Below are 13,272 nucleotides of genomic sequence, written 5' to 3' on the forward strand. Positions count from 1 at the left end.
CTATTATCCTACTCTGCATCCAATGTACTAATATAAAATGTCTGGTAAATGCCGCTCCTCCTATAATAACAGAGCCGCATAGTAAGCGTCGTTAACTGCCTGGTAAATCTGTCCTGTATTTTTACAATCTCCCACTATATAGTACTCACCCACAGATTCGCAAAGACGATCCACCTCTTCATAGGGAGACCGAAAGCCCATTGCACATAACACACTATCAGCTTCCTTAATAAAAGTTTTCCCCTGTTTTTCGCATATCACACCTTTGGGGATAATTTCCTTTACCCTGGTATTTACATGAATGACCGCCGCTTTTTTCACTTCTGGCATAAGTCCACCCCTGTAAAAGGAATTCACATCCTCTGCAACAGCCGGTTTCATTTCAATAATCGTGCATCTGCACCCTTTGCTGTGAAGGGAAATGGCCGCTTCGCTTCCAACCAGACCGCCTCCCATAATTACAACACGCGTTCCGATCTGCTCCGGATGAAGCTCTGCCTCTGCAGCCATGATGACATGGGGCAGATCAATTCCGGGAATGGACGGAACCCATTGTTTTGAACCTAAAGCCACGATCAAAGCATCCGGGGAAAGTTCTTTTATGTAGCTTTCTGTTACTTCCGTATTCAGTTCTACCCTTACACCCGACCTCTCTACCCGCCGTTTAAGTACCTGGAGGTAGTCATGAATATCCTTTTTAAAATACGCCGCACCGGCTGCATGAAGATTTCCTCCCAACTGGTCCGCCTTCTCCGCCAGAATCACTTCATGTCCCCGTTTTGCCGCAGTAACTGCCGCCTGCATTCCAGCTGGACCTCCACCGGCTATAAGCACCTTTTTTACCCGCTCCGGCTGTGGTGGAATGAATTTTGAAGATAGCTGCTGACCCATGGTAGGATTAACGGTGCATTTTACAGTTTCACATTTTGATGTTTCACCAAAACATTCATAACAGCGCAGACATGGGGTAATATCCTCAGCATTACCAGCCAATGCCTTTTTCGGCAGATAGGGGTCGGCTAACAGTGCCCGTCCCAGCTCCACTAGATCTGCCTGACCACTGGCTATTATTTTCTCCATCTGCGCCGGATCATTTAATGAACCCACACAGGCTACCGGAGTTTTCACATGTTTTTTTATTTCGGCTGCCAGGTATACATTGACTCCTCTCTCATAGAATGCAGATGGATGAGTTCTGCAAAACACATCTGGATCTTCGTGGTTTCCACAGGATATATTAAATAAATCCACTTTATCATCTGCCATTTTTGCCACCTGGATACAATCCGGCAGCCCCAGACCTGTGTCCGTCAAATCATCTCCGGATATTCGGATTTCTATGGGGAAGCCGGGTCCCACTCCTTCACGCACCGCATTCAGCGTCATTAGTAAAAATCTGGCCCTGTTTTCAAGAGAACCGCCAAATTCATCTGTTCTCCGGTTCTGTGCCGGAGACAAAAACTGGGAAAACAGCCAGCCGTGAGCTGCGTGAACCATAACCATGTCAAAACCGCAGTCTTTGCAAAGTCTGGCACTGGTTTTATAGGAGTCAATAATTTCATAAATCATCTCTTTCGGCATTTCTTTCACTTCGCCCATAGGCGTCACCTCAGCACTGGGGCCATAAGCAGTTACACAGCACTGCTGGTCACCGCCCACACTGGAAAGCCCTCCGTATTTCCCGCCGTGGGAAAGCTGGATATTTGCATAGGCTCCCGCATTGTGAATTGCCCTTGCAGTCTGGGCAAGTCCCTGCTTTACACCAAAGGAATCCAGCTGAAGCTGTTTGTTATGGGACTTACCGGTCGCAGAATGGACAATTGCCTCTCCATAGGTGACCACACTGACTCCGCCTCTTGCCTTTTCTTCCAGATAAGCAGTCATTTCGGGTGTAATATGACCGTCTGCGGTAATCATACTGGGGCTTGTAGGGGCCGCTATGATCCGGTTTTTCAGCCGTATATTACCGATTCGGATAGGAGAAAACAGATTGGGATAATCCCGTTTTCCCTGATACTCATGATCAATTTCCATTTTAAGCCCCTTTCATTTCTGTAGTTTTTTCACTTTCCCAGATACTTTTCCAAATGAATACTACCGCCGCTGCCACTGCCATTGCAGATACAGCTATAAGGTAGACATGACCGGTGGTAACCGTTTGAAATATCAGCCCGGATACCGTATTTAACACAAATGGTGAAATGGTCTGGCCAAAACACATAAAACAGGTAAAGCAGGCAGCTGCCATAGCTGCTGCGGCAGGAGCAACTGCGTCCGATACTTCGCACATCGCCCTTGGAACAAACATTCCCTGGGAAAACCCACACAAAGCGCCTCCTGCCATGAGCATTGCTATATTTTCCGGATACAGAATCAGCAGAATACCTCCTGCACTAAAGAGCATCATAGCAGCTGGAAGCGTATATTTTCCTGTTATTTTCACAACACTGCCAAGAATCAGTCCCATAACAATCTGTGCGCCGGAAAAAGTTCCGGTCAGAAGCCCCGCCACAGTGGAATCACCTGCAATTTTGCCTTCTAAGTGCATGGAAATATTGGTCGTATAAGTGATTAAAAATAAAAACACCACCATCCCTAACAGGGAGATTCTTAATACTTTACCATTTAACCGGACTCCTTTTCCTCCCGGCGAACCGGTCTTTCCTGTATCCGGAAGACAGAAGGCAATCACTGCGAGAGAAAGAAACCCGATTATATGTAGAAAATAAGCCGCACGGAAATCAATGGCCCCCAGCACGCCGCCTAAGGTGGTGATAAAAACCATTCCTGCTCCGATACTGGCAGACTGAATCCCCATTACAGAAACACGCTCATCTCCCTGGAAGAATTCTGCCACCACCGCTGTATTTAATGTACATGCAAGTCCAAGAGCAATTCCATAACAGGCACGTGAGAAGAACAAGAGGGAAAAGCTGTCAGAAAGAAATGGAATAAAACCTGTAATTCCCGCAACAAAGCCGGCAAAAAGCAAAAGCTTTTTTTTGCTGGTTTTCATTACCAGCACACCAGATGCAAGTGCAACCACCATGGAACATAATGCGGGCGCTGTAATCAACATCTGAACCATACTTACCGAAACTCCTGGATACGATTCCCTGATCTGCCCCAGGACCGGGGATATGCTAAACTGAAGTCCCTGAATAAAAGAAATGGCGATGATTGATATAATAATTCTTATCTTATTTGATTTATTCAACGGAGCTCATTCCTTTCTTATCAAATTCAAATCCCTGGAATTTACTGATACCCTGATACCGCTTTGCGGTCTCCGTCTGGTTTAAGACCCGGACAGCTCCTGCTGCCATTGCCTCCATCTCGAATTCGCCGGGGTAGGACGTAATCGCAGATATCCAGCCGCAGGCTTCCGTAATCTGTTTTACCAGATTTTCATTGTGAACCATACCGCCTCCCAGTAAGATTCCATCAATCCTGCCGTGAAGCACAGCCGCCATAGAACCTATGGCTTTAGCAATCTGATAAATCATGGTATCCCAGAGGATTTTTGCGTAAGGATCTCCTCTTTGCGCTTTTTGACTTAGCTCCAACGCATCAGATCTTCCCGTATGGCTTACAACCCCCCCCTTTTTCGTACAAAGCTGTTTCACTTCTTCTAAGGTTTTTCCTTCACAGTAGTTCAATAAATCAGCCACAGAAATACTTCCGCATCTGGTAGGAGCCATTGGACCTTCGCCGCCTGTAATATCAAATCCGTCTATCATCCTCCCATGCCGGTGGGCAGATACGGAAATGCCCCCACCTATATGGCAGACAATATAGCAGCAGTCCTCATAAGCTCTGCCCAAATGAGCTGAATGCCTGATTGCGACCTCCTTTAAATTTAAGGCATGGAGATGAATTACCCGGTATACTCCTTTAATACCTGTCATTCTTGCAAGATCCTGGAGTTCATCCACATCCGGGGGATTGACGATATAAGCTTTCGCCTGATACAGATCCGCAAATTCTCTGGCCAGCCTGGGACCGAGCATGGCGGGATGCTGTACGCCGTTAGCTCCCTTTTGGGAGTGTTCTAACACAAGATCATCAATCTCATATGTTCCGCCTTCCATTGGCAGAAGTCCTCCTCCTCTGCCCACAACTGCATCCACTCCGCTTAAGGAAATCCCGTTTTCATTCAAAAGTTTCTCAATCATATCCCGGCGATAAGAGAACTGATCGGATATAGCCGCAAATGCAGCCAGACTCTTTGCATCATGGCAGACATTCTTAGAAAAGAGCTCCATTTCCCCCTCAAAAAGAGCTATTTTGGTAGAGGTGGAGCCTGGATTGATGGTAAATATCTTATATGTACTCATCCCTTCTCTCCTCCTGCACGAATCACAAGCATTGCCACGTTCCCAAACATTTCTTCCACTGGAGCACTTCTGGAGAAATCACAGACTGGCCGCGCAAACCCCTGAAGTACAGGACCGTAGGCATTGGCTTTGCCGAAAATCTGGATCATCTTCACTCCGATGTTACCAGCATGGAGATTGGGGAAAATCAGGACATTTGCTTTTCCTGCAACCTCACTCTCCCATTTCACCTTTTTCTCAGCAACTGATGGGATTATAGCAGAATCCATCTGAAATTCTCCGTCAATTCTTATATCCGGGCGGATTTTCCGTACCCGCATGACCGCCTCCCTGACGACATCAATACTTTCGTGATCTGCGCTGCCGCAGGTAGAAAAGGACAGCATGGCCACCCTCGGCTCCCAGCCTAACAAAGTCCGGACTGTGTCAGCGGATGATATGGCAATGCCTGCAAGATCTGCTGCATCCGGCTGGGCTGTGATTGCACAATCGGCCAGTCCCAGCAAGGTCCCCTCCGGTCCCTCAAAGCCGGGAATATCCGCAATTCCAAGGCTGGATACACTTTCCACTCCTTCTTTTAATCCTACAATGCTCATTGCTTCAAAGATAACGTCTCCGGTTGAATACTCCTTCCCTGCTGCCACACAGTCCACTTTCCCCAGCTTTAACAGGAACATTGCGCACCGTACCGGATCCTTTGCTTTGCTCAGTACTGATTTTTTCGTAAAGTCGAGGTACTTCTGGCTGTATTCGTCCGCCAGCATTATTCTGTTTTGCTCGTCCCCGCAGTCGAAATATTCAAAGCCTTGTGTTGATATGCCTTCCTGCTTGGCAAGGTCTTCGATCTCTTTTTGATTTCCCATTAACAGCACAAATCCAATTCCTGTTTCCACAACCATGCTGGCAGTCTGAAGGATATCCCTGTTTAAGGTTTCAGGAAATGCTATTTTCTGTGGATTTTCCTTTGCCTTACATGCCATTTCTGTGATAAATTTATTCATGTCAGCCTCCGCATAAAATCTGTCTAGTCCTCTAACAATTCCACAATATAGTCTGCTGCTTCGCCAAAGGTTCGGCAGCGTTTGAAGTTCATATAAGGAACCTCAATATCAAATTCATCTTCTAAAAATGTAGTCATCTGGGAATAATGTGCGGATTTGGGGTTCATATCTGCAAAAACTGTTTCTTCACTCATGGCTGAGGGCTCTGCATTCCATATGCTGCCGGCACGCTCTATGATCTTTTCCAATACTTTTTCTCTCATAATTTTTCCTCTTTCTTTTTGTTCTGTTACCGGATTATGAAGTCTCCATCCTGAAACCGGGGCGGTATTACCGGTATCTGGAGAAACGAATCGTACTCTCCCCCTGTATAAATGAGATGATTTCCCTGATTATCCGAATTCCACATCAGAGGTTCAAACCAGTCACCCCGTATGTATCTGCCTGCAATTGAAACCCTGATCTGCTGGCCTTTATGGAAAAAGCGGCTGGTTGGCACAATCTCAATATCAACAGGAACAATCTGACCTGGCTTAAGCTTTTCATCATATATGTGGGCCTGCACCGGACAGTAATCTGTGGAAAGCTTTTCATCCAGCTTCCGGCGTGATACCCGCATCTTACCCCAGGCACCGGGATGGGGTTCACCAAATAATGTGACAGGCAGCAGATCACCTTTGGTGCTAAGCTTTTGTACGGCAATGAATAAATCCATATCGTTATAGCTTTCCGCAGCCACATGAAGCCGTAGTTTCATATATCCGGTCAGCTCCGTATCTTCTTCAAAACGATAGTCAAACCAGACCTCCCCGGTCTCACTTTCATAAACCGCCATGGCCGTTTTCTCTACCGGTTCTTTTTTCATGGATCTGTCTGATGCGTCTAAATACAGCTTTTCATACTTTGTCCGTTTCAGCGGAAAATTCTCTTCGGGACGGTTTTTCATGGTAAGAAATTCACCAGTATCCTGTACTTCAATCCGAACCTTGGGAGTCAGCTCCCATCCATTTCTCTCCAGCTTTAAATACCTGGCAAAAAACAGTTCCAGATCTTTCAGATTTTCATTGCTGTAGGCATCGGGCCATTCAAAATCCCTGTGGACACGCAGCCATTTTCTCCTGGATCGGCATTTTCTAAAGGCATTAATGGATCCCCTTAAATGAAAGTGATTCCAACACGCAGTCTGATATACGGGAATGGTAACATTCTCCCACACAGGATCTTTGTCTTTCCAATAGGCACAGTCGATAAATGGGTATTTCTCCAGATTATCCGGCGTGCTGTCCATATAATTGGGACCGCAGGCCTCCTTCATTACCAGTCTGACAAAGGAATGAGCCGGTATCCCTCCCTCGCACAGGGACTCCCGATACATATCCGTGGTAGATTCCCATGGAGCCATACAGGTGAGATGAGGTGGCTGCTGGGAAGCAATACGCCACTGGGTCATGGCAACACAGCTGTTTCCTGACAGAGCACATCTGCCGCTGCACCAGGACTGCTTGGCCGCCCATTCAATAAAATCATAGCCATCTTTCCCATCCTGGGAACCAAACTGTACAAAATCTCCTTCCGAGTGCCCGATTCCTCTGGGATCCACGTTGGCCACCGCATAACCGCGCCGGCACCAGTAACCCGGATCAGGACTTTCAAACTTTGACATATTGGATACGGTCTGAGGCGGAACTCCCATAATCTGCCATTCTGACTGTCCGTCAAACGGCCGTTTCCCGTAAAAACTCCAGGAGATGATTAATGGATATCTTCCCTCTGCCTCCGGTTTATAGATATCAGCATAAATCGTTACTCCATCCCGCATCTTAACCGGAATATCCTGCATGCAGACAATTCCTTCTTCAGGACTGTAGGTGCGCTGGTTTAAAGGCGGCTGGACTTTTGCAGTCTCTCTCTCTTCCACAGACATTGCCTTAAATTCCTCTGAGGTGCATGGCGTCATCATCTTTGTCATATAGATCTCTACCGGTTCGCCTGACATCTCCACTGTTTTCGTAATTCTCTCTCTATGATCTGGCACAATCATATCCTCCCTTATGCTTGCTTTCATAAAACTAATATTGTATACTTTTTCTATGAAATTTGTTATAATCACATTTTAATTGGAATTCCTGTACATGAACAGAACACATTTTTTATAAGTGTACGATTTTATCAAGACATTTTGCACAAGGGAGACAGATTGTGAAGGAATTAAATAAGAAACAAAGACTGGCGAAATCAGAACAGACAAAATTAAGAATAATCGATGTTTTTCTGGAACTGATCCATGAAAAAAAATGGGATAAGATCACTGTAAAGGAATTATGTTTCGCTGCAGAAATTACCAGAGGAACCTTTTATCAGTATTTTAACGATATTTATGATTTAATGGAACAGATTGAAGATACGCTGATTACAGATCTTAACCGCCGTTACCAGCTGCTTCCCCCAAAACGTCCCGGTCTGTTTCCACCGGAACTATTTGAGACCAAATACAACTACGCTCCGCCTCAGGAGCTGTTCGTCTGGTTTGACTTCTGCCAAGACCAGCCAAAAGCGGTTTCTGCTTTACTGGACTCCAGGAATGGAGACGGTTACTTTGTTAAGAAGTTAAAGGGCATCCTTAATGATCAGATCAACCACATTATGGACTATGACGGAATGCCGAGAGACAGCTTACGGGAACATTTTACAAAAATATTTATTGAGCTTCATTTTATGGCTGCACGCACCTGGTTAGACAGCAAAGAAGAGGACTTTTTATCCGTCAGGGAAATTATCAATCTGTTAAATACCATGCGCGTTGGCGCAGGTTTTCTATCTAATAAGCAAATGACGTCTCCTGATTTTGAAGAGAAAATGAAATTTCCGGCTGACAGAGAGGATATGCAATGATTATTGGAATTGGCACTGACATTTTGAATATCCACAACATAGAAAATGCGGTCATGGATCTGAATGATCCTTTTGTAACAAAAACCTATACCCAAAAGGAACTGGAGCTGATTTTAAGCCGCCCGGTTCCCCTTAACAGCTTTGCCACCAGATTTGCCGGAAAGGAAGCAGTTTTTAAAGCCTTTTCTGTTCATGGAGATGCTCTGCGTCTCCATGAGATTGAAATTCTGGAGAACGAAAACGGACAGCCTGTGGTATACTTTCACGGAAATGCCAAAAAGCTGGCTGGAGAGAAAGGCATAAAAACGGTTCTCATCTCCTTATCCTACGATACTGATTATGCAATTGCATACGTGCTCTTATCTGAATAAAAGAGAAAAAGACCGGAACAGGAATTCATCCTGCACCAGTCTTTCTTCGTTATTACCGCTGTTCATCATAGCTGTATTTTAACAGCTCATAGATTTCATCAGTTACTTTGTCATCTTTGTAATACTCATCAAGAAGGGTTGTAATTTTTGCTGCATATTCCGACGGAACCGGAAGTGCGCCAACTGCCTCATGAAAATCCTTCTTCATGTCACTGACCATCTCTTTTTTTTCGGGAACAGGCAGACCATAGATTTTATAAAGCATTCCCATAGCCGCGCAAGCCTCATTGGGGGAAGTTAAGGGCGCGTTTTCGAATCTGGTTTTAATTTCTACAGCCTGTTTATTAATATAAAATACCATAACCCTACGCTTCCTTATACATTTTTAACTGTAGCGATATCAATCAGAGTCAGTTCTTTTGCTCTGTTTTCCATGCTGGTCACAAGAGCTGCTGCCGTATCTAAGGACGTAAGCACGGTCACACCGGTCTCAATGGCGTTTCTGCGGATTACAAAGCCATCCCTGCTTCTGTCTGCTCCCTGGGGCGGAGTATCGATTACCAGGTCAATCTCATGACCCAGAATCAGATCCAGAAGGTTGGGGGATTCCTGCTCCAGCTTTCGTACCTGGAGTGCTTTAATTCCGTTATCATTTAACACCTTTGCAGTACCAGCCGTAGAGAAAATCTTATAGCCCTGATCTTTAAATCTGCGTGCAATATCAATAATCTCTTCTTTATCAGAATCCTTCACTGTAATGATCATATTCTTATGCTTTGGAATCTTGATTCCTGATCCTGCAAACGCTTTATAAAGTGCCTCATTAAAGGTCTTTGCAATTCCCAGACACTCTCCTGTAGACTTCATCTCAGGTCCCAGGCTGATGTCCGCACCGCGGATCTTTTCAAAGGAGAATACCGGCATCTTTACAGCGATATAATCCGCTTCCGGCTGAAGCCCCGGCTTGTAACCAAGGTCCTTTATGGTATGGCCGCAGATGACTCTGGTCGCCAGCGGGACAATGGGGATTCCAGTAACCTTGCTGATATAGGGCACTGTACGGGAAGACCGGGGATTTACCTCTATGACATAAACCTCTTCTCCACTTACAATAAACTGAATGTTGATCATTCCTTTTACGTGAAGTGCTCTTGCAAGTCTTCTGGTATATTCCACAAGCTTGTCTTTGATGGCTTCGTTCAGACTCTGAGCTGGATATACGGAGATACTGTCACCGGAGTGAACGCCTGCACGTTCAATATGTTCCATGATTCCCGGTATGAGAATGTCTTCTCCGTCACAGACTGCATCTACCTCGATTTCCTTACCAACAATGTACTTATCTACTAATATGGGGTGTTCCTGGGCGATCTGGTTGATAATCGCTATAAATTCATCGATATCCTGGTCAGAGATGGCAATCTGCATTCCTTGTCCTCCCAGAACGTAGGAAGGTCTTACAAGAACGGGATATCCCAGCTCTGCTGCCGCTGCCTTGGCCTCTTTTGCTGTGTATACAGTCTTTCCTGCAGGCCTTGGAATCTGGCACTCTTCCAGAATCTTATCAAAAAGTTCCCGGTCTTCTGCCGCATCCACATCCTCTGCTGCAGTTCCCAGAATGGGTACGCCCATCTTCATCAGTGCCTCTGTCAGTTTGATGGCTGTCTGACCGCCGAACTGCACCACAGCTCCGTCCGGTTTTTCAATATCCACAATGCTTTCCACATCTTCAGGGGTCAGAGGTTCAAAATACAGTTTATCTGCTATATCAAAATCCGTACTGACTGTTTCCGGATTGTTATTGACAATAATGGTCTCATAGCCTTCCTTGCTGAAGCTCCAGGTACTGTGAACCGAACAGAAGTCAAATTCAATTCCCTGACCGATCCTGATTGGTCCGGAGCCTAATACAAGAACCTTTTTTCTTCCTGTCGTCTGCTCTGCTTCATTCTCACTTCCAAAGCAGGAGTAGTAATACGGAGTCTCTGCCGCAAACTCAGCCGCACAGGTATCTACCATCTTAAATGCAGCTGTTATCCCGTTTTCTTTTCTTTTCTGATGGATTTCTTCTATAGATATACCGGTCAGCCTTGAAATCACTGTATCCGGGAATTCCAGTCTCTTCGCTTCTTTTAACAGCTCCGTTGTAAGAGGGCCTTTTTTTAAGGCTTCTTCCATCTCCACCAGAATTGCCAGTTTATCAATAAACCAGACATCTATCTTCGTAATGTCATGTATGAGTTCATAGGGAAAGCCTCTTCTTAATGCTTCCGCAATTACCCAGATTCTTCTGTCATCCACCAGATGAAGGGTTTCTGTCAGCTGATCATCGGTTAATCCTGTGAAATTATACGACATTAGGCTGTCTACATGCTGTTCCAAAGAACGGATCGCTTTCATTAAACCGCCTTCGAAATTGGTGCAGATACTCATCACCTCACCGGTTGCCTTCATCTGTGTACCAAGTGTTCTCTTAGCACTTAAAAATTTATCGAACGGAAGGCGGGGCATCTTAACCACGCAGTAATCCAGCATAGGCTCAAAGCTTGCATAAGTTTTCTTTGTTACTGCATTCTTAATCTCATCAAGGGTGTATCCCAGCGCGATCTTTGCAGCAACCTTGGCAATGGGGTATCCGGTTGCCTTAGAAGCCAGAGCAGAGGAACGGCTGACTCGGGGATTTACTTCGATTACACAGTATTCAAAGCTCTCCGGGTGAAGAGCATACTGAACGTTACAGCCTCCTGTGATACCTAACTCACTGATAATCTTTAATGCAGAGGTACGAAGCATCTGGTATTCTTTATCTCCCAGGGTCTGGGAGGGAGCCACTACAATGCTGTCGCCTGTATGAACGCCTACCGGATCGATGTTTTCCATGTTGCAGACGGTAATTACATTACCTGCCCCGTCCCGCATCACTTCGTACTCAATCTCTTTCCAGCCTGCGATACAGCGTTCTACCAGAACCTGCCCCACACGGGATAAGCGGAGTCCGTTTTCCAGGATCTCACGGCACTGGGCCTGATTTTCTGCAATTCCGCCGCCGGAGCCACCCATTGTATAAGCCGGACGCAGTACGATGGGGTAACCGATTTCTTCTGCAATCTTTAAACCGTCTTCCACATTTTCCACGATATCAGAGGGAGCCACCGGCTCTCCGATCTTTTCCATGGTCTCCTTAAACATCTCCCGGTCTTCTGCCTTTTTAATGGTCAGGGCTGTGGTTCCGATGAGGCGGACATTGTTCTTCTGGAAAAAACCCTTATCCTCAAGCTCCATAGCCAGATTCAAGCCCGCCTGGCCCCCAAGGGTAGGAAGCACGCTGTCCGGTCTCTCTTTTAAAATCAGCTGCTCTACGACTTCTACAGTCAGTGGTTCGATATAAACCTTATCTGCAATATCCTTATCTGTCATGATGGTTGCAGGATTGGAATTTAATAAAACAACTTCTATTCCTTCTTCTTTTAAAGAACGGCATGCCTGTGTCCCTGCATAATCAAATTCTGCTGCCTGACCGATGATAATCGGACCGGATCCAAGAACAAGTACTTTTTTGATATCCTGATTCTTAGGCATTCTTTCCCACCTCCATCATATTTATAAACCGGTCAAATAAGTAGCTGGAATCCTGAGGTCCGGGGCAGGCTTCAGGGTGGTACTGTACAGTAAATATGTTCTTTCCTGTATATTTCATACCTTCGTTTGTTCCGTCGTTGACATTTACAAATGCAGGAACTGCCACTGCAGGATCCACAGTATCCTCGTCCACCACATATCCGTGGTTCTGGGAAGAGATATAGACCCTTCCGGTTTCTAAATCCTTTACCGGGTGATTGCCTCCCCTGTGCCCGTATTTCAGCTTATGGGTATCTGCACCTGTAGCCAGTGCCATCAGCTGATGTCCCAGGCAGATGGCAAAAATGGGGATATCTGATTCATACAGCTTACGTATCTCCTCAATGATCTCTGTACATTCCTTTGGATCTCCAGGGCCATTTGACAGCATGATTCCATCAGGGTTGGAAGCAAGTATCACTTCTGCCTTTGTATCTGCCGGGTATACTGTAACTTCACAGCCTCTCTCGTCTAAAGACCGTGCAATATTCTTCTTGGCACCTAAATCTAACAATGCAACCCGCTTGCCTTCACCAGGAAGCACATAAGATTCCTTACAGGTGGTTGCCTTCACAACACCTGCAACAGAATATGTTTTCATACGCGAAATGACTTCGTCAAGATCAAATCCTTCCTGGGTTGTGATCATGCCGTTCATTGTACCTTTTTCTCTTAAGATTTTTGTTAGGGCTCTCGTATCGATACCACTGATACCTGGAATGTCGTTACTTTCTAAGAAATGCTGAATGGTATCCTCGCTTCTAAAGTTGCTGGGGATTCTAGATAATTCTCTGACAATGTAGCCATCCGGCCAAGGTTTGCATGACTCCATATCTTCCTGACAAATGCCATAATTACCAATTAGCGGATATGTCATCACAACTGCCTGTCCCGCATAGGATGGGTCGGTGAGGACTTCTAAATAACCCGTCATGGAAGTATTAAAAACGATCTCACTGATCACTTCCCGTTTTGAACCAATGCTCGTGCCTGTAAAAACAGTGCCGTCTTCCAGTATTAAAAAAGCTTTCATACGCAAAGTCCCAATCCTTT

11 protein-coding genes are annotated in these 13,272 nt (G+C 45.6%); 2 read left to right on the forward strand and 9 right to left on the reverse strand.

Annotated elements, in window-relative coordinates; all coding sequences use genetic code 11:
- Positions 1–60: 60 nt before the first annotated feature.
- Genes RZO55_RS02050 through RZO55_RS02075 form a run of 6 tightly spaced genes read right to left on the reverse strand, consistent with a single transcriptional unit; the run spans position 61 to position 7,373 of the window.
- Positions 61–2,034, reverse strand: coding sequence for an oxidoreductase (locus RZO55_RS02050; RefSeq protein ID WP_318062636.1), 1,974 nt, complete (start codon positions 2,032–2,034; stop codon positions 61–63).
- Between the two features lies 1 nt (position 2,035).
- The gene (locus tag RZO55_RS02055) at positions 2,036–3,217 is read right to left on the reverse strand and encodes an MFS transporter (RefSeq protein ID WP_318062637.1); all 1,182 of its coding nucleotides are present in this window, start codon (positions 3,215–3,217) and stop codon (positions 2,036–2,038) included.
- On the reverse strand, positions 3,210–4,337 hold the full coding sequence (gene buk, locus RZO55_RS02060) for a butyrate kinase (protein ID WP_318062638.1): 1,128 nt from the start codon (positions 4,335–4,337) through the stop codon (positions 3,210–3,212). The genes RZO55_RS02055 and buk overlap by 8 nt, the downstream gene beginning before the upstream one ends.
- Complete coding sequence (locus RZO55_RS02065) at positions 4,334–5,338, reverse strand: phosphate acyltransferase (protein ID WP_318062639.1); 1,005 nt, start codon at positions 5,336–5,338, stop codon at positions 4,334–4,336. The genes buk and RZO55_RS02065 overlap by 4 nt, the downstream gene beginning before the upstream one ends.
- Before the next feature lie 23 nt (positions 5,339–5,361).
- Positions 5,362–5,601, reverse strand: a complete 240-nt coding sequence (locus RZO55_RS02070; protein WP_318062640.1) for an acyl carrier protein — start codon at positions 5,599–5,601, stop codon at positions 5,362–5,364.
- Positions 5,602–5,627: 26 nt separating this feature from the next.
- The gene (locus tag RZO55_RS02075; protein WP_318062641.1) at positions 5,628–7,373 is read right to left on the reverse strand and encodes a CocE/NonD family hydrolase; all 1,746 of its coding nucleotides are present in this window, start codon (positions 7,371–7,373) and stop codon (positions 5,628–5,630) included.
- Positions 7,374–7,537: 164 nt separating this feature from the next.
- Between RZO55_RS02075 and RZO55_RS02080 the strand changes: the two genes are divergently transcribed.
- Together RZO55_RS02080 and acpS are read left to right on the forward strand one after the other, a co-directional pair.
- Positions 7,538–8,230, forward strand: a complete 693-nt coding sequence (locus RZO55_RS02080) for a TetR/AcrR family transcriptional regulator (protein WP_318062642.1) — start codon at positions 7,538–7,540, stop codon at positions 8,228–8,230.
- Entirely contained in the window at positions 8,227–8,601 is a 375-nt protein-coding gene (gene acpS / locus RZO55_RS02085) for a holo-ACP synthase (protein ID WP_318062643.1), read from the forward strand. Before RZO55_RS02080 ends, acpS begins: the two co-directional genes overlap by 4 nt.
- Before the next feature lie 52 nt (positions 8,602–8,653).
- Here the strand turns inward: acpS and RZO55_RS02090 are convergent, their stop codons facing one another.
- From RZO55_RS02090 to RZO55_RS02100, 3 genes are read right to left on the reverse strand one after another with little or no spacing between them, the layout of a single operon-like run.
- Positions 8,654–8,962 (reverse strand): DUF3837 family protein, encoded by a 309-nt coding sequence (locus RZO55_RS02090; RefSeq protein ID WP_318062644.1) that lies wholly within the window; start codon positions 8,960–8,962, stop codon positions 8,654–8,656.
- Between the two features lie 14 nt (positions 8,963–8,976).
- Positions 8,977–12,180 carry a carbamoyl-phosphate synthase large subunit gene (gene carB / locus RZO55_RS02095; RefSeq protein ID WP_318062645.1) on the reverse strand — a complete coding sequence of 1,068 codons (3,204 nt, stop codon included), beginning with the start codon at positions 12,178–12,180 and terminating at the stop codon, positions 8,977–8,979.
- Positions 12,173–13,252 carry a carbamoyl phosphate synthase small subunit gene (locus RZO55_RS02100; RefSeq protein WP_318062653.1) on the reverse strand — a complete coding sequence of 360 codons (1,080 nt, stop codon included), beginning with the start codon at positions 13,250–13,252 and terminating at the stop codon, positions 12,173–12,175. The genes carB and RZO55_RS02100 overlap by 8 nt, the downstream gene beginning before the upstream one ends.
- Between the last annotated feature and the right edge of the window lie 20 nt (positions 13,253–13,272).

Source organism: Clostridium boliviensis (assembly GCF_033342255.1).
GTDB classification, from domain to species: Bacteria; Bacillota; Clostridia; order Lachnospirales; family Lachnospiraceae; genus Lacrimispora; species Lacrimispora boliviensis.

What these genes read in the sequence shown, in the direction of transcription:
- RZO55_RS02050 (WP_318062636.1), bottom strand. Translation starts at nt 2,034, where the DNA reads ATGGAAATTGATCATGAGTATCAGGGAAAACGGGATTATCCCAATCTG.
- buk (WP_318062638.1), bottom strand. Translation starts at nt 4,337, where the DNA reads ATGAGTACATATAAGATATTTACCATCAATCCAGGCTCCACCTCTACC.
- RZO55_RS02065 (WP_318062639.1), bottom strand. Translation starts at nt 5,338, where the DNA reads ATGAATAAATTTATCACAGAAATGGCATGTAAGGCAAAGGAAAATCCA.
- RZO55_RS02070 (WP_318062640.1), bottom strand. Translation starts at nt 5,601, where the DNA reads ATGAGAGAAAAAGTATTGGAAAAGATCATAGAGCGTGCCGGCAGCATA.
- acpS (WP_318062643.1), top strand. Translation starts at nt 8,227, where the DNA reads ATGATTATTGGAATTGGCACTGACATTTTGAATATCCACAACATAGAA.
- RZO55_RS02090 (WP_318062644.1), bottom strand. Translation starts at nt 8,962, where the DNA reads ATGGTATTTTATATTAATAAACAGGCTGTAGAAATTAAAACCAGATTC.
- carB (WP_318062645.1), bottom strand. Translation starts at nt 12,180, where the DNA reads ATGCCTAAGAATCAGGATATCAAAAAAGTACTTGTTCTTGGATCCGGT.
- RZO55_RS02100 (WP_318062653.1), bottom strand. Translation starts at nt 13,252, where the DNA reads ATGAAAGCTTTTTTAATACTGGAAGACGGCACTGTTTTTACAGGCACG.